At 67.5% G+C, this 16,413-nt stretch carries 13 protein-coding genes; 4 read left to right on the top strand and 9 right to left on the bottom strand.

Annotated elements, in window-relative coordinates; translation table 11 throughout:
- Positions 1 to 81 precede the first annotated feature (81 nt).
- The 8 genes from gcvT to nudE form a co-directional block, all read right to left on the bottom strand.
- Positions 82 to 1,188 (bottom strand): glycine cleavage system aminomethyltransferase GcvT, encoded by a 1,107-nt coding sequence (gene gcvT, locus HEP74_RS06170; RefSeq protein ID WP_185815660.1) that lies wholly within the window; start codon positions 1,186 to 1,188, stop codon positions 82 to 84.
- A 261-nt stretch (positions 1,189 to 1,449) separates the two neighbouring features.
- Positions 1,450 to 1,881, bottom strand: a complete 432-nt coding sequence (locus HEP74_RS06165; protein ID WP_185815659.1) for an NfeD family protein — start codon at positions 1,879 to 1,881, stop codon at positions 1,450 to 1,452.
- Positions 1,882 to 1,884: 3 nt separating this feature from the next.
- Positions 1,885 to 2,853 (bottom strand): SPFH domain-containing protein, encoded by a 969-nt coding sequence (locus HEP74_RS06160; protein WP_185815658.1) that lies wholly within the window; start codon positions 2,851 to 2,853, stop codon positions 1,885 to 1,887.
- A gap of 66 nt (positions 2,854 to 2,919) precedes the next feature.
- The gene (locus HEP74_RS06155; RefSeq protein ID WP_185815657.1) at positions 2,920 to 3,222 is read right to left on the bottom strand and encodes an Mpo1-like protein; all 303 of its coding nucleotides are present in this window, start codon (positions 3,220 to 3,222) and stop codon (positions 2,920 to 2,922) included.
- Positions 3,223 to 3,468: 246 nt separating this feature from the next.
- A complete protein-coding gene (locus HEP74_RS06150) occupies positions 3,469 to 3,792 on the bottom strand; it encodes a YnfA family protein (protein ID WP_185815656.1) in 324 nt (107 codons plus the stop codon).
- Positions 3,789 to 4,568, bottom strand: a complete 780-nt coding sequence (mazG, locus tag HEP74_RS06145) for a nucleoside triphosphate pyrophosphohydrolase (protein WP_255427957.1) — start codon at positions 4,566 to 4,568, stop codon at positions 3,789 to 3,791. Before mazG ends, HEP74_RS06150 begins: the two co-directional genes overlap by 4 nt.
- Before the next feature lie 272 nt (positions 4,569 to 4,840).
- Positions 4,841 to 5,641, bottom strand: a complete 801-nt coding sequence (cysQ, locus tag HEP74_RS06140; RefSeq protein ID WP_185815654.1) for a 3'(2'),5'-bisphosphate nucleotidase CysQ — start codon at positions 5,639 to 5,641, stop codon at positions 4,841 to 4,843.
- A complete protein-coding gene (gene nudE, locus HEP74_RS06135; RefSeq protein ID WP_185815653.1) occupies positions 5,638 to 6,192 on the bottom strand; it encodes an ADP compounds hydrolase NudE in 555 nt (184 codons plus the stop codon). Before nudE ends, cysQ begins: the two co-directional genes overlap by 4 nt.
- 74 nt (positions 6,193 to 6,266) lie before the next feature.
- On the opposite strand from nudE, the gene bioA reads away from it, so the two are divergent.
- The 3 genes from bioA (at position 6,267) to HEP74_RS06120 (ending at position 11,488) form a co-directional block, all read left to right on the top strand.
- The gene (gene bioA, locus HEP74_RS06130; RefSeq protein WP_185815652.1) at positions 6,267 to 7,658 is read left to right on the top strand and encodes an adenosylmethionine--8-amino-7-oxononanoate transaminase; all 1,392 of its coding nucleotides are present in this window, start codon (positions 6,267 to 6,269) and stop codon (positions 7,656 to 7,658) included.
- Positions 7,649 to 8,380 (top strand): 16S rRNA (uracil(1498)-N(3))-methyltransferase, encoded by a 732-nt coding sequence (locus HEP74_RS06125; RefSeq protein WP_185815651.1) that lies wholly within the window; start codon positions 7,649 to 7,651, stop codon positions 8,378 to 8,380. Before bioA ends, HEP74_RS06125 begins: the two co-directional genes overlap by 10 nt.
- Positions 8,381 to 8,869: 489 nt before the next feature.
- Positions 8,870 to 11,488 (top strand): TonB-dependent receptor, encoded by a 2,619-nt coding sequence (locus tag HEP74_RS06120; RefSeq protein ID WP_185815650.1) that lies wholly within the window; start codon positions 8,870 to 8,872, stop codon positions 11,486 to 11,488.
- Positions 11,489 to 11,853: 365 nt separating this feature from the next.
- Here the strand turns inward: HEP74_RS06120 and HEP74_RS06115 are convergent, their stop codons facing one another.
- Positions 11,854 to 12,876 carry a glucokinase family protein gene (locus HEP74_RS06115; RefSeq protein ID WP_185815649.1) on the bottom strand — a complete coding sequence of 341 codons (1,023 nt, stop codon included), beginning with the start codon at positions 12,874 to 12,876 and terminating at the stop codon, positions 11,854 to 11,856.
- 893 nt (positions 12,877 to 13,769) lie between these two features.
- On the opposite strand from HEP74_RS06115, the gene HEP74_RS06110 reads away from it, so the two are divergent.
- Positions 13,770 to 16,388: a TonB-dependent receptor gene (locus HEP74_RS06110; RefSeq protein WP_185815648.1), complete on the top strand. Its 2,619-nt coding sequence runs from the start codon at positions 13,770 to 13,772 to the stop codon at positions 16,386 to 16,388.
- The last annotated feature ends 25 nt before the right edge of the window (positions 16,389 to 16,413 follow it).

Raw genomic sequence — 16,413 nt, 5'->3', positions numbered from 1 at the left:
ACGGTATCGGGGATGGGTGGCTAGTGTAGCGAACCGGATGCTCCGCAACGACGTCGCGGGCGCATTGCGGCGGCGGCCGGTTCACTCGAGGACACCGGGCTGGACCTGGCCTTCGCGCACGAACGGGAACTTGACCACGCGCACCGGCACTTCCTTGCCGCGGATGTCCACCCGCACCTGCCCGGGTTCGCCGGCCGGCACGCGCGCGAACGCGATCGCCTTGCCCAGCGTCGGCGAGAACGTGCCGGACAGGATCTCGCCGTCGCCCTGCGCGGTGAGCACCTTCTGGCCGTGGCGAAGCACGCCCTTGTCGTCCATCACCAGGCCGATCATCTGCCGCGGCGCGCCGTTGGCCTTCTGCGCTTCGAGCACGTCGCGGCCGATGAACACGCGGCCCTCGTCCAGCGCCACGGTCCAGGCCAGCGCGGCCTCGTACGGCGACACGCTGTCGTCCATGTCCTGCCCGTACAGGTTCATGCCGGCCTCCAGGCGCAGCGTGTCGCGCGCGCCCAGCCCGGCCGGCTTGACCCCCGCTTCCAGCAGCGCGTTCCAGAACGCCACCGCCTGCTCCTGCGGCAGCACGATCTCGAAACCGTCCTCGCCGGTGTAGCCGGTGCGCGCGACGAACAGCGCCACGCCGTCGCTCGACACCGCCTCGAACGCGGCGAAGCGGCCCAGCTTCTGCACCGCGGCGCGATCGTCCTCGCGCAGCAGGCCGATCGCCTTGGCGCGCGCATTCGGGCCCTGCACCGCGATCATCGCGAAGTCCTCGCGCTCGCGCACCTCCACGCCGAACTTCTGCGCCTGCTCGCCGATCCAGGCCAGGTCCTTGCTGCGCGTGGCGGCGTTGACCACCAGGCGGAAGAAGGTGTCGGACATGTAGTAGACGATCAGGTCGTCGATCACCCCGCCCTGCGGGTTGAGCATGCAGGTGTACAGCGCCTTGCCCGGCAGCTTCAGCTTGTCCACCGAATTGGCCAGCAGGTGGCGCAGGAACCCGCGCACCTGCGTGCCGTGCAGGTCGACCACGGTCATGTGGCTGACGTCGAACATGCCGGCGTCGCGGCGCACCTGATGGTGCTCGTCGATCTGCGAGCCGTAGTGGATCGGCATGTCCCAGCCGCCGAAGTCGACCATCTTGGCGCCGAGGGCGCGATGGCTGTCGTTGAGGATGGTCTTCTGGGTCATGGCGCGGGTCCGTGAGGGAAAGTCGCCCATTATCGCCGCCGAGCGGCCGGGATTGGAGATTCGGGATTGGGGGATTCGGGGCGGCCGCATACGATCCAGCCCGAAGGCACGCCGTTGTAGGAGCGGCTTCAGCCGCGACAGGCATTATCAGAATCAGAGATTGTGTCGCGGCTGAAGCCGCTCCTACAACGGATGCATGCAGCATGCGGAGATGCCGCGCACGCACGGTAGCCTCCAAATTCCGAATCCCCAATCCCGGCCTTACTCCGGCTGCACCAGCAACGTCATGCCATCCACTCCGACGATGCGCACCGCGCTGCCGGCCGGCAGGTCGGGGCCGCCGACCACCCAGAACGCGTCGTCGACCTTGGCGCGGCCGCGGCCGGCCTGGATCGGCTGGTCCAGCGTCACCACCCGGCCGATCAACTGTTCGGCGCGGCGGTTGAGCAACGGCCGGTCGCTGACCCGGTCGCGGCCGCGGAACCAGGTGCGGTAGATCTGGATGGAGACGAAGCTGAGCACCACGAACGCACCGATCTGCAGCAGCAGCGGGATGCCCGGCAGCACCAGCACGGCCACAAACACCGCCGCGGCGGCGAAGCCCATCCACAGCATGAACGCGCCCGGCGCCAATGCCTCGGCCGCGAACAGCAGCAGGGTCAGCGCACCCCACGCCACCACCTCCGCGCGCATCGCTCAGACTCCGCTGCGCGGCGGCATGCCGCGCGGTACCGCCGGCGGCGCGGACTGCTGCTTGCTCAGCGCCTCGCGCGCCAGTTCGCCGATGCCGGCGATCGAGCCGATGATGCCGCTGGACTCCATCGGCATCAGCACGAACTTCTGGTTCGGCGCGGTGGCCAGTTCCTTGAACGCCTCCACGTACTTCTGCGCGATGAAGTAGTTGATCGCCTGCACGTCGCCCTCGGCGATCGCCTTGGACACCATCGTGGTGGCGCGCGCTTCGGCCTCGGCCAGGCGCTCACGCGCCTCGGCGTCGCGGAATGCGGCTTCCTTGCGGCCTTCGGCCTCCAGCACCGCGGCCTGCTTCTCGCCCTCGGCGCGCAGAATTTCCGACTGCCGCGAGCCCTCCGCCTCGAGGATCTGCGCGCGCTTCTCGCGCTCGGCCTTCATCTGCCGCGCCATCGAATCGATCAGGTCGCGCGGCGGCTGGATGTCGCGGATCTCGATGCGGGTGACCTTGATGCCCCACGGATTGGTCGCATGGTCGACTACGTTGAGCAGCTGCGCGTTGATCGTCTCGCGCTGGCTCAGCGATTCGTCCAGGTCCATCGAGCCGATCACGGTACGGATGTTGGTCTGCACCAGCGCGATCGTGGCGATCTCCAGGTTCGACACTTCATAGGCGGCCTTGGCCGCGTCCAGCACCTGGAAGAACACCACCCCGTCCACCCGCACCACCGCGTTGTCCTTGGTGATCACGTCCTGGCTGGGCACGTCCAGCACCTGCTCCATCATGTTGACCTTGCGGCCCAGGCCGTAGACCACCGGAATCAGGAAGTGCAGGCCGGGCGACAGGGTGTGGGTGTAGCGGCCGAAGCGCTCCACCGTCCACTGGAATCCCTGCGGCACCATGCGCACGGTCTTGAACAGCACGATCACGCCTGCGACCAGGATCACCAGCGCGAGGAAATAGGTGGACGGCATCGATTTGCTCCATTTAACCGAAAGGGTCTATCCAGCGAGTATAGCGAGCGCCCGGGACGGCGCCGGCTACCAGCGGATGCGCCCGAGCAGCATGTCCTTGAACATGACCCAGTCGCCGGCGAACGAGTACAGCGGGTGGCGGAAGGTGGCCGGGCGGTTCTTCTCGAAGAAGAAATGCCCGATCCAGGCGCAGCCGTAGCCGCACAGCGGCGCGATCCACAGCCAACGCGGCTGTCCTGTGCAGATCGCCAGCAGCACCGCCAGCAGCACCGCGACGCTGCCGACGAAATGCAGCCGGCGCGACAGCGGATGCCGGTGCTCGCTCAAATAGAATGGATAGAACTCGCGGAAGCTGGCGAAACGCCGCATGCGGTGGCCCTCCCGAGGCAACGCAGGCAGCTAGCATACGCCGCGTTGGTACCCGCATTAAAGAAGGGGTGTCGGCGCTTGCGCGGCCGGCCCGCCGCTGCCAGCGAACGCCTCCAGCGTGGTCACACGCGGCATCGCCAAGCGCCGCCTGCGACATGCGAGCGTCGCCTCTCGGCACGGTTCGCCGCCATCGCGCTGGAAGATCGCGACGCACGACAGGCGCCGATCGCGCGCGCTGCGCGTGCGTCAGGCCTGCCGCGGCGCGAACATGATTACCGCCATGCCAAGCAGGCACAGGCCGGCGCCGAGCAGGTCCCAGCGCGTGGGTCGGACCGATTGCACCGCCCACAGCCACAGCAGCGCCACCGCGATGTAGACGCCGCCGTACGCGGCGTAGACGCGGCCGCTGGCTTCCGGATGCAGGCTTAGCAGCCACACGAACGCGGCCAGGCTGGCGCCCGCCGGCAGCAACAGCCATGCGCTGCCCTGCTCGCGCAGCCACAGGTATGGCAGATAGCAGCCGACGATCTCGGCCAGCGCGGTCAGCACGAACAGCAGCAGCGTCTTCATTGCGCCGCGTCGCGCTCCTGGCGCTTGGCGCGCTGCCAGTACGCCTCCTGCTGCTGCAGCGACAGACCCTCCAGCGCGCTGCCGTCGTGCTGCGCCAGCTGCTCCATCGCGCGGAAACGGCGTTCGAATTTCTGGTTGGCATGGCGCAGCGCAGCACCGACATCGACCTGGGCGTGGCGCGCGAGATTGGCGCAGACGAACAGCAGATCGCCGATCTCGTCCTGCAGCCGCGCCTGGTTGTCCTGCACCGCGCCGCGCGCGAATTCCGCACGCACTTCTTCCAGTTCTTCCTGCAGTTTTTCCAGCACCGGCTCCGGCCCTGGCCAGTCGAAACCGATCCGCGCCGCGCGCGCCTGCAGCTTCACCGCGCGCTGCCATTCCGGCAGGCCGCGGGCGATCCCGGCCAGCGCCGAACTGTCGGTCTTGCCGGCCGCGGCGCGCTCGTCGCGCTTGATCTGCTCCCAGCTCAGCGTCTGCTGCTCGGCGTCGGCGACCTGGCTGTCGCCGAACACATGCGGGTGCCGGCGCACCATCTTGTCGCAGATCGCGGTCACCACATCGTCGAAGCCGAAGGCGCCCTGCTCGCGCGCCATCTGCGCATGGAACACCACCTGCAGCAGCAGGTCGCCGAGTTCGTCCTTCAGCTCGCCCAGGTCGTTGCGGTCGATCGCGTCGGCGACTTCGTACGCCTCTTCGATCGTGTACGCGGCGATGCTGGCGAAATCCTGCTCCAGGTCCCAGGGGCAGCCATGCTCGCGATCGCGCAGGCGCGCCATGATCTCGAGCAGGGCGGGAAGGTCGTAGCGGGCTGCGGTCACGTGCGGGTTCCGATGCGACGGCAACGGCGCCGCCTGCCGGTTAGTGTGGCAGAGCGACCCGCACGATGAGCGGCCGGCGGCATGGCGAGCGGCGATGCGGCGCATGCGACCGTCCTGCGGCGCATGGCCACGACGCCGTCATCGCGCCTGGTTGCCGAAGGCGCGCATTGCGGCGGCGTCAGCCGCGACGCCGCTCGCAGGTCACCGCCGTTGCCGGCGGCAGCGTCCGCTCAGCCCAGCCAGCTGCGCCACGGCAGCGTGGGATCGCCCAGCGCCAGGAAATCGCCGTTGAGCAGCGATTCGCGGCGGTTGTAGCGGAACGGCTTACCGGTATCGGCGGCGAGCAGGGTGCCGCCGGCCGCCTGCAGCACGCACTGGCCGGCGGCGGTATCCCATTCGGAGGTCGGGCCGAAGCGCGGGTACACGTCCAGCTCGCCGTCGGCGATGCGGCAGAACTTCAGCGACGAACCCTGCGCGATCACCTCGGTCTCGCCCATGCGCAGCAGCAGCGCGTCGGTGCGCGGATCGCGGTGCGAGCGGCTGGCCGCCACCCGCAGCGGCGCGCTAGCCGGACGCCGCGTGTTCAGCGCGGTGTCGCGGAAACCGTCGCGCCGGTACGCCTGCTCGCCGCGCACCGCGTGCCAGACGCGGCCATCGACCGGCGCCTGGACCACGCCGAACACCGGCGCGCCCTGGTGGATCAGCGCGATGTTGACGCTGAACTCGCCGTTGCGCTTGACGAATTCGCGGGTGCCGTCGAGCGGGTCCACCAGCCAGTAGCTGGTCCAGTGCTCGCGCACGTCCCATGGAATGTGCGCCGATTCCTCGGACAGCACCGGCAGGTCGGGGGTCAGCCGTTCCAGGCCTTCGACGATGATCCGGTGCGCGGCTAGGTCGGCCTGGGTCAGCGGGCTGGCGTCGGCCTTGTGCTCGACCTCGAAGCCGGTGGCGTAGACGGCCATGATCGCCGCGGCGGCGTCGATGGCGATGGCGATGACGGTTTCGCGCAGGTCTGCGGTGATGCGGATCATCCGCTACGACCCAGCCACTCGCGGGCGATGAACAGCGCCGCCAGCGAACGCCCTTCGGAAAAATCCTCACGCAACATCAGTTGATCCAGTTCAGCCAGTTTCCAGGGCACCACTTCTAGTTCCTCCGGCTCGTCGCCGGCAAGTTTTTCGGGATAGAGATCTTGCGCGAGCACCAGCCAGGACTGGTGGCTCATATACGTGGGCGCCAGGGTCATCGCGCGCAGCACCTGCAGTTGCCGGGCGCCGTAGCCGGCCTCTTCCTTGAGTTCGCGGTCGGCCGCCTGCAGCGGCGTCTCGCCGGCATCGATGCGGCCCTTGACCAGGCCCAGTTCGTAGCGATGCACGCCGGCGGCGTACTCGCGCACCAGCAGCACGGTCTGCGCATCCAGCATCGGCACCACCACCACCGCGCCGTGGCCCGGGGATTTGAGCCGGTGGAATACGCGCCGTTCGCCGTTGCTGAACTCCAGGTCCAGCTCTTCGACCTTGCGCTCCATGGCCGACTCGCCGCGCTCGCGCAGCGCGTGAATGATCGGCAACGGACGGCTCACGCCGGCACCCCGCGGCGCTTTGCAGCGTCGACCGATAGAATGCACGGAGCGAAGAACCTGTTCATGAGCGCGAAATGCTAACAGACCTGACCGCATCACAGACTGCCGCCGCCTGGCGGCAACGCGACCTTGCGGTGCTGTGGCACCCCTGCACGCAGATGCGCGAGCATCCGGACACCCTGCCGCTGCTGCCGATCGCGCGCGGCGAAGGCGCCTGGCTGATCGATCACGAAGGCAACCGCTACCTGGATGCGGTGAGCAGCTGGTGGACCAATCTGTTCGGCCACAGCGAGCCGCGCATCGCCGCGGCCATCGCCGCGCAGGCCACCCAGCTGGAACAGGTGATGCTGGCCGGCTTCAGCCACGCGCCTGCGGTGGAACTGGCCGAGCAGCTGCTGGCGCTGGCGCCGCGCCAGGACGGGCGCGCGCCGCTGGCCAAGGTGTTCTACGCCGACAACGGCTCGGCCGGGGTCGAAGTGGCGCTGAAGATGGCGTTCCACTATTTCCACAACCGCGGCGAGACCCGCCGCACCCGCTTCGTCGCGCTGGAGAACGGCTACCACGGCGAAACCATCGGCGCGTTGGCGGTCGGCGACATCCCGCTGTACCGGCGGGTGTACGCGCCGCTGCTGTGCGAAGCGCTGTTCGCGCCCTCGCCCGACGCCTACCTGGCCGCGCCGGGGCAGAGCGCACGACAGCGCGCCGATGCCGCCGCCGATGCGCTGGCCGACCTGTTCGACCGCCATCCGGGCGAAATCTGCGCGGTGATCCTGGAGCCGCGCCTGCAGTGCGCCGGCGGCATGCGCATGCACGACCCGGCCTATCTGCGCCGCGCGCGCGAGCTGTGCGACGCCAACGGCGCGTTCCTGATCGCCGACGAGATCGCCACCGGCTTCGGCCGCACCGGCACCCTGTTCGCGTGCGAGCAGGCCGGGGTGATGCCGGACCTGCTGTGCCTATCCAAGGGCCTGACCGGCGGCTTCCTGCCGCTGTCGGCGGTGCTGGCCACGCAACACTTATATGACGCCTTCCTCGACGACAGCCGCGAACGCGCCTTCCTGCACTCGCACAGCTATACCGGCAATCCGCTGGCGTGCGCCGCCGCGCTGGCCAGCCTGCGGATCTTCCAGCAGGACGACGTGCTCGCGCGCAACCGCAGCACCGCCGAAACCATGCGCGCGCTGTCGGCACCGTTCAACGACCATCCGCACGTGGCCGACGTGCGCCAGGCCGGAATGGTGGTGGCGTTCGAACTGACCCGCAACGGCGACAAGCGCACCCCGTTCGCGGCCGGCGCGCGGGTCGGCCTGTGCGCGTACCGTGCCGCCCTGCAGCGCGGCGTGGTGCTGCGCCCGCTGGGCGACGTGCTGTACTGGATGCCGCCGTATTGCGTGGACGACGCGCAGCTGGCGTTGCTCGCCGAGACCACCCTGGCCGCGATCGACGAGGCCGTGGCATGCGCCTGACCCGCTGCCATGTCGAGTTGCCGCTGCGCGAAGGCGAGGACGTGGTGCTGCCCGAGGACGTCGCCGGGCATCTGCTGCGCGTGCTGCGGCTGCGCGAAGGCGACCGCTGCGTGCTGTTCAACGGCGACGGCTGCGACTACGACGCCGAACTGCTGCAGGTGGGCAAGCGCGGCGCCAGCGCGCGGATCGGCGCGGCGCAGCCGGCGGACAACGAATCGCCACTGGCGATCACCCTGCTGCAGGGCGTGGCGCGCGGCGAGAAGATGGACCTGATCCTGCAGAAGGCGACCGAACTGGGCGTGGCTGCGATCGTGCCGGTCTGGGCCGAGCGCACCGAGGTGAAGCTGGATGCGGCGCGCACCGACAAGCGCGTGGCGCACTGGCGCAGCGTGGTGATCTCGGCCTGCGAACAGTCCGGCCGCGCGCGCGTGCCCAGCCTGGCCGCGCCGCTGGCGCTGGCCGACGCCGCCGCTACGGTGACCGGCACGCAGCTGAAGCTCACTCTCGATCCGCAAGGCGAACACCGGCTGCGCACGCTGGACATCGCCGGCAACGCGGCGACGATCGCGATCGGCCCGGAGGGCGGCTGGTCGCCGCGCGACCGCGCCGCGCTGCACGCCGCCGGCTTCGCCGGCCTGCGCCTGGGACCGCGCATCCTGCGCACCGAGACCGCCGGCCTGGCCGCGATCGCGGCATTGCAGGCGCGCTGCGGCGACCTGTGAACCGGCGCACGCAATCGCGTAGACATCGTTGACCGAAGGCGTGCTGCGACGGTGCTACCGAAGCCGCGCGAATTGTCGATTTCACCTTTAAAACAGCACTTTTCTTAGCGATTATTTAACCGCAACGCGCGTTGACAACGAAGGACAAGCGCGACACAGTCGGCGCTCCTGAGCCATCGCGCGGGGTGCTTCCGGCTTGAACCGGCGCAACGAACGACACGGCCCGCCAGCGCATGGCCGCCGGTCCGCACAACCCACGCACGCGCAGCCGCGTGCGCCATCCGCCGCTGCCGCGCCCATGTGCGGCACGCGCGCCGGCACGCAAACCAGCGCCGATGCCGACACGCCGTCTCCGCCGCTCGGCGGCATGCACGCCTCGCCTTTGTTTTCCATTCGCCCATCGCGCCGCATCCGGGCCGAGGGCATCACTTGCCTGCCGCCACGCCGGCGGGCCTTTCGCGTCCTGCGCACCTTTCGGAGACCGCCCGCTTGAACCACACCCGCCTCGCTCCCCTGGCCTTCGCCATCGCCGCGGCGCTGGCCGCACCGGCCAGCGTCTTCGCCCAGCAAGTCCCCCCGCCACAGAACGACGCCGCGACAGCGCCCGCGACCGACAGCGGCACCGCCGCCAGCGACCAAGCCGCGCCCGCGGCGGTACAGGAACTGGATGCGGTCAAGGTCACCGGCTACCGCGCCAGCCTGCAGAAATCGCTCAACATCAAGCGCAATGCCGATGCGATCGTTGATGCGATCTCGGCCGAGGACGTCGGCAAGTTTCCCGCCGCCAACGTCGCCGAATCGCTGTCGCACCTGCCCGGGGTCAGCGTCGATCGCCAGTTCGGCGAGGGCGAGAAGGTCTCGATCCTCGGCACCGATCCGGCGCTGAACCGGGTGCTGCTCAACGGCCAGAGTATCGCCTCCACCAGTTGGGGCGGCGATCCGAACAATCCGGACAGCCGCTCGTTCAACTACTCGCTGCTGGCGCCGGAAGTGATCGGCAGCGCCGAGGTCTACAAGAGCCCGCAGGCCAGCATCGACGAAGGCAGCCTGGGCGGCACCGTGATCCTGCACACGCGCAAGCCGCTGGAACTGGAAAAGAATCTGCTGACCGGCAGCGTCAGCTACGGCTACAACGACCGCGCCGAAGACGGCAAGCCCAACGCCTCGCTGCTATACAACTGGAAGAACGACGCCGGCACGCTCGGCGTGCTCGGCTCGGTGATGCATTCGGAGCGCTCGCTGCGCCGCGACGGCGTGGAGATCTTCGGTTACAGCGACATCCAGGGCGCCGGCTTCCCCGATGCGGTCGCCGCCGGCAAGCAAGGGGTCTACCCCACCGCGATCAACAGCGCGCTGTTCACCCAGACCCGCAAGCGCGATGGCGTCACCGGCTCGCTGCAGTGGAAGCCGAACGACGCCTTCGAGCTGACCTACACCGGCCTTTACGTCGAGGAAACCTTCGACAACGTCAACCAGAGCCGCTATGCCAACTTCGTGCCGGCCAACGCCACCGCACTGGACGTGACCGACGGCATCGCCACCTCCGGCGCCTACGGCAACAACGCCGAAACCATCCTCGATTCGTACGTGCGCAAGACCACGGTCAAGACCAGCAGCAACACCCTGCGCGGCGACTGGCACGGCGATGGCTGGAACGTCTCCGGCCAGGTCGGCGCGACCCGCTCGGCCGGCGGCGCCGATCGCATCTACGGCCTCACCTTCCGCGGCAACGGCGGCTACGACTACGCCATCGATCACCGCAACGTCGGCGTGGACTACGCAGTGCCGCCATCGGCGCTGGACGCGATGTCGGTGCTGGGCGCCACCGTCAACCGCTATCCAAACCTGGACAAGGAACGCTACGCGCAACTGGACTTCGACCACGACGTGGCCTGGGGGCCGATCACCAAGCTGCGCGCCGGGGTCAAGGCCACGCGCCACAGCACCGCGCAGGACATGTACTACGACAGCTTCCCCGCCGACCCGAACACCACGCTGGCCGCGGTCTATGGCGGCGGCACGCCCGGCGGCTATCTGGACGGCCTGTCGGTCAGCGACGACATGCGCCATTGGCCGCGGCAAAGCCCTGGCGCGCTGGTGGACTACGTCGGCGGCCTGCCCGGCAGCGACACGCTCGCGCCCAGCTACGGCAGCAGCTTCGACGTGGTCGAGCGCAACCGCGCCGCGTATCTGCAGGCGGATTTTTCCGGCTACAACTACCGCGGCAACATCGGCGTGCGCTACGTCAACACCCGCGACGCGATCGGCGGCTACCAGTACGACGGCAGCGCCTACGCGCCGCTGCGCTACAACAAGTCCTACGGCGAATGGCTGCCGTCGCTAAATTTCGCCTACGACCTGTCCGATGCGCTGATCCTGCGCGTGGCCGCAGCCAAGGTGATCGCGCGGCCGCGCTATGCCGACCTCACCCCCTACGTCAACGCCGACGACAACAAGCTCACCGCCAGCAGCGGCAATCCGGCGCTGGATCCGTACCGCTCCACCAACTACGGCGCATCGCTGGAATGGTATTTCGCGCCCAACAGCGTGCTTGCCGGCGAGCTGTTCTACCGCGACATCTCCAACTACATCCTGCAGACCCTGGTGCAGCAACCGCTGCACAACAACACCTACAACCGCGAGGACATCTACGAGGTGACGCTGCCGCAGAATTCCGGCGCAGCCAAGGTCAAGGGCGTGTCGCTGAGCTACCAGCAGGAACTCGGCGGCGGCTTCGGCGTGGCGGCGAACTACACCTACTCCAAGGCCGATACCCAGGGCGACTACAACCTGCCGTACAACTCCAAGAACAGCTACAACCTCAGCCCCTACTTCGAGAAAGGGCCATGGGAGGCGCGGCTGACCCTGGGCTGGCGCTCGGCCTACTTCACCCAGATCGGGCGCCTGGGCGCGAACCAGATGACCGACGACTTCACCCAGCTCGATGCGTCGGTGTCCTACGCCATCACCGACAAGGTCAAGCTGCAGCTGGAAGGCACCAACCTGCTCGACGAGACCTACTACAGCTACGTCGGCCAGGAGAGCCAGCCCTACTATCTGTACAAGAACGGGCGCGGCTACATGCTCAGCGTGCACTTCACGCTATAACCGCGGCGATGGCGGCGGCCGCACGGGCCGCCGCTGTTGTCGCAGGCATCGGCGCTCCGCGGGCTCGTCATCGCGGCACCAGCGAACGTCGCTGCGACGGCGCTTGCGGTCGCTACCGGCGGCTTCGCGACCGCTTCGACTTTCTGTCGCGGCTGAAGCCGCTCCTACAGAAGCCGCACCGCTCGCTCCTGTAGGAGCGGCTTCAGCCGCGACAGGAGAACGGCAATGCCGATGATGCCGTATCGCACCGATTCCGGACGCGAGGTTCTCCAGGGTCCTTTCAGCGGCGACGGACGATCCCCGACACGCCGCGCGCCGCGATTCCATGTTCCCATCTCGCCAACGCAGCCCGCGCGCCGCGAGCGCTAGCGCTGCTGCTGCAGGAACCAGTTCGCCGCGCCGATCACTCCGAGCTGGCCGTGCTCCACCAGCTTCACCGGGATCTGCTCCAGCGCCGGGCGCATCGCGCCCTTGTTCAAATAGCGCTCGACGAAGCTGCTGGCGGCCAGGAACTCGCCGATCTGCGGCAGGAAGCCGCCGGCCAGGTAGATGCCGCTCTGGATGCCGTACAGCAGCGCCATGTCGCCGACCACGCTGCCGAGCAGGCCGCAGAACGCCGACAGCGCTTCGTGCGCCAGCGGATCGTTGCCGGCCAGCGCCGCCGCGGTGACCTCGCTGGGCGCGGCATGCGCCGGCGCGACATCGTGCAGCTCGCACAACACCTTATAGAGATTGAGCAGACCGGGGCCGGACAGCAGGTGTTCCACCGGCACATAGCTGCGCGTGCGCAACAGCCGCTGCGCGATCGCCATCTCCAGTTCGCTGCCGATCGGCAGGGCCGCGTGTCCGGCTTCGGTGGCCAGCACGACGGCGCCGCCATTGGTCGGAATCCACACCGCCGCGCCGAGCCCGGTGCCCGGGCCGATGACCAGCGCCGGTCCGCGCTGCGCCTTGCGCGGGCCGGTCAGATGCAACACTTCGCTGGCATCCATCGACGAGGCCGCATAGGCCACCGCTTCGAAATCGTTGACCAGGTGCAGCGCCTGCATGCCCAGTCGCTCGCGGATCTCCGGCGGCGACAGGCTCCACGGCAGGTTGGTGGTGATCACCCTGCCGTCTTCCAGCGCATAGCCGGCGCTGGCGATCACGCCACGGGTCGGCGCCGGACCCGGCACGCCGGACAGGAACTCGCCGATGATCTCGGTCAGGCCCGGATAGTCGGCGCAGCGGTACTTGCGATAGTCCAGCACCTTGACCGTCTGCACGCTGTCGCTGGCATCGCCGCGCGACACCAGGCCGATACGCACATGGGTACCGCCGACGTCGGCGGCGATGAAAGGCTCGGCGCGCGGTCCGGCCGCTGCCACTGGTGAACTGCTTGCGGACACGTATTCTCCCGTTGCGCCCCACAGGGCGCAGCCGATGGGGCCTGTTGATCGATCGAGTTTCAGACCACCTTGACAACGTTGTCAAGATGAAATTCACCCAAATGTCGCTCTACCGTCACTGCTTCCACGATAAGCCATCGCGGCCGATTCGTCGCGCTATTCCGACAGGACACCGACATTGCCGATGGAACGCCCGAAAGCCGGTGCAAACGGCGTGCGAAAATTCGCCGCAACGCACAAATTCTGGGATGCAGGTCGTGCTGTTGCGCGTCGCAGCCCAGCGCGCAGGCAGTCGCGAACGCGCCACCCGGCCTTGTTCTCAGCGTGGATTTCCTTTCCCGCACAAGTACCTACGCAGCGTACAGGAAACTAAGCCGGTTCATCTTCGACACCTGCCGTCGCATCCGTGCCGAGAATTGTCAAAATACCGTGAAGTAAGTGTTGACAACGCTGTCAACGCTATACCAGACTCGGTCGCATACAAGTTTTACATCTTCAAGACACGCCTCGTTCAGGGACACGGGACAGCGGTGCATCGCGATCCAGTGCCTGGCAGGGCCGCGCCAGCAGGTTCGCTGGCCGCGGCCCGCAACGAAGGCAAACGGCTCCAACGCCGGTGCACGGAACGGGGGGACTCCCGCCCGCGCATCAGGCAACTGCACCTTGCACGGTTTTGCTGGATTTGGTTGTCACTCAACAGGAAACAAGGAAGGACCGGCGCCCTCGGTGCCGCCGGCCGGCTACTTCCGCGTCAACGACCGGACGACGCGCACCGAAACGCGATACGCGCAACCACCGCAAGGTGCCGCGCAATCAACAGGCCGGGCAGCGGCCAGCACGCCGGAACATCGGTTGGCACCTCATGCCCATGTACTAACCCAGAGGTTTAGCCAATGAATAGCCGCACCACCACGTTAGCCATCAGCATCATGGCCGCGCTGTACCTGTCCGGTAATGCTATGGCGCAGGAAGCACCCGCTTCCGGCGCAGAGTCGAAGAACGTCCAGGAACTGGACACCATCACCGTCACCGGCTACCGCGCCTCGCTGGAGAAGAGCCAGGCGGTCAAGCGCTCGGCCAACTCCATCGTCGACGCGATCAGCGCCGAGGACATCGGCAAGTTCCCGGACACCAATGCCGCCGAGTCGCTGGCGCACCTGCCGGGCATCAGCGTGGACCGCCAGTTCGGCGAAGGCGAAAAGGTCAGCATCAACGGCACCGATCCGGCGCTGAACCGCGTGCTGCTCAACGGCCAGACCATCGCTTCGGGCGACTGGGGCGGCAACCCGTCCGACACCAGCGGCCGTACCTTCAACTACACCCTGCTGTCGCCGGAAATCATCGGCCTGATGGAGGTCTACAAGACCCCGGAAGCGCGCATCGACGAAGGCTCGATCGGCGGCACCGTGATCGTGCACACCCGCAAGCCGCTGGACCTGCCGAAGAACACCATCCGCGGCTCGGTCGGCTACAACTACAACGACCGCTCGGAAGAAGGCAACCCGCGCGGCTCGGCGCTGTGGAGCTGGAAGAACGACGACGAGACCTTCGGCGCGTTGATCTCCGCCACCCACGACAAGCAGGACATCTCGCGCGCCGGCATCGAGTTCTTCGGCTACACCACCGGCGCCAATATCCCCGCCACCGCCAATATCACGGGCGACGGTGGTAACGTTGCTACTGCCAAGGTGCCGGCCGGCATCAACAGCGCCTACTTCCAGCAGACCCGCGAGCGCAATGGCCTGCAGGGCGCGCTGCAGTGGAAGCCGAACGAGCAGAACGAGTTCAACCTGACCGGCATCTACATCAAGGGCAAGTACAACAACTTCAGCGAATCGCGCTACGTCTGCCCGGCCTGCAACGACGATCTGAAGAAGGTCACCAGCGCCAACGTGCAGAACGGCTACATCAGCTCCGGCACCGTCACCGACGGCGCCGCCGGCCAGCCCTACGCCCAGCTCGACACCAACTATCGCGAAAGCACCGTCACCACCAAGAGCGTGAACCTGCGCCACGACTGGTACGGCGACAACTGGGTGTTCACCACCCAGGCCGGCACCACCAAGGCCACCGGCGGCAAGAACCCCGAGTACCTGATGAAGTTCCTGCTGCAGGACGGCGGCTACAACTTCAACTACGACGGCAGCCACACCGGCGTCACCTACGACAACAACAGCGCCTCCAACTGGGGCCTGGCCTCCGGCCAGCAGGCCGGCGGCCTCGAGTACACCACCACCGAGGACAAGGAAAAGTACTTCCAGTTCGATGCGGCCCGCGATCTGCAATGGGGCCCGTTCAACAAGGTGCTGGTGGGCTACAAGTACATCAACCACGACAACGGCCAGAACTCGCGCGGCAACGCGATCTTCGCCAACCAGGACGTGCTGCTGACCGGCTTCAACCCGGGCACCACGCCGGGCGGCCTGTACGACGGCCTGGGCGCAAGCGGCGACCTGGTCAACTGGCCGACCGCCAACCTCAACTCGGTGCTGGACTATCTGAAGGGGTTGCCGCAGGCGGCGCTGACGCCCAAGTTCGGCCAGATCTACGACGTCAAGGAAATCACCAGCGACCTGTACGCGCAGATGAACTTCGAAGCCGGCAAGTTCCGCGGCAACGTCGGCCTGCGCTACGCCGACACCAAGGACAAGTCGCAGTACTACCAGACCAGCGATGGCGGCACGACCTACGCCTTCCAGCAGGTCAGCAACGAGTACAAGAAGCCGCTGCCCAGCTTCAACATCGCCTATGACCTGGACGACACCAAGGTGCTGCGCTTCTCCGCGGCCAAGGTGATGGCACGCCCGCGCTACAGCGACCTGGCCGGTTCGTTCTCGCTCAACAGCACCAGCGGCGACCTGACCGCCAGCGGCGGCAACCCGGACCTGAAGCCGTACGAGTCGACCAACTACGATCTGGCCGCCGAATGGTACTTCGCTCCGTCCAGCATGCTGTCGGCCGAAGTGTTCTATCGCGACATCAGCTCCTACATCGTCAGCACCACGACCACGGAGATCCTCAGCGACCCGACCAACGGCATCGTCAACCAGCCGTACAGCGTGACCCGCCCGATCAACGCCACCGGCGCCAAGGTCAAGGGCGCGTCGCTGAACTACCAGCAGGCGTTCGGCTACGGCTTCGGCCTGCAGGCGAACTACACCTACGCCGAGTCCAGCTCCGAGGACGGCCTGAACCTGCCGTACCTGTCGCGCAACACCTACAACGTGATCCCGTACTGGGAAAACGGTCCGTGGATGGTGCGGGTCAACTACAGCTACCGCTCCAAGTACTTCACCCAGATCGGCCGCCTGGACTCGAACGTGTTCACCGACGAGTACAAGCAGCTCGACCTGACCGCCTCGTACGAGATCAACGACTGGATGAGCGTCAGCGTCAGCGCCACCAACCTGCTCGACTCCACGTACTACTGGTACAACGAGGTCAAGTACGCGCCGATCGGCATGTACAAGAACGGCCGCGGCTACCAGGCGCAGCTGAACTTCAAGTTCTGATGTAGGACTGGCGCGCCACCGACCC

The organism is Xanthomonas sp. SS (genome assembly GCF_014236835.1).
Classification (GTDB): Bacteria; Pseudomonadota; Gammaproteobacteria; order Xanthomonadales; family Xanthomonadaceae; genus Xanthomonas_A.
Note: the sequence above shows the minus strand (reverse complement) of the source record. Positions and strands in the feature narration are given on the sequence as shown.

Excerpts from the sequence above, each read along its gene's own strand:
- gcvT (WP_185815660.1), bottom strand. The coding sequence starts at position 1,188 with ATGACCCAGAAGACCATCCTCAACGACAGCCATCGCGCCCTCGGCGCC.
- HEP74_RS06165 (WP_185815659.1), bottom strand. The coding sequence starts at position 1,881 with ATGCGCGCGGAGGTGGTGGCGTGGGGTGCGCTGACCCTGCTGCTGTTC.
- HEP74_RS06160 (WP_185815658.1), bottom strand. The coding sequence starts at position 2,853 with ATGCCGTCCACCTATTTCCTCGCGCTGGTGATCCTGGTCGCAGGCGTG.
- HEP74_RS06155 (WP_185815657.1), bottom strand. The coding sequence starts at position 3,222 with ATGCGGCGTTTCGCCAGCTTCCGCGAGTTCTATCCATTCTATTTGAGC.
- HEP74_RS06150 (WP_185815656.1), bottom strand. The coding sequence starts at position 3,792 with ATGAAGACGCTGCTGCTGTTCGTGCTGACCGCGCTGGCCGAGATCGTC.
- mazG (WP_255427957.1), bottom strand. The coding sequence starts at position 4,568 with ATGGCGCGCCTGCGCGATCGCGAGCATGGCTGCCCCTGGGACCTGGAG.
- cysQ (WP_185815654.1), bottom strand. The coding sequence starts at position 5,641 with ATGATCCGCATCACCGCAGACCTGCGCGAAACCGTCATCGCCATCGCC.
- bioA (WP_185815652.1), top strand. The coding sequence starts at position 6,267 with ATGCTAACAGACCTGACCGCATCACAGACTGCCGCCGCCTGGCGGCAA.
- HEP74_RS06125 (WP_185815651.1), top strand. The coding sequence starts at position 7,649 with ATGCGCCTGACCCGCTGCCATGTCGAGTTGCCGCTGCGCGAAGGCGAG.
- HEP74_RS06110 (WP_185815648.1), top strand. The coding sequence starts at position 13,770 with ATGAATAGCCGCACCACCACGTTAGCCATCAGCATCATGGCCGCGCTG.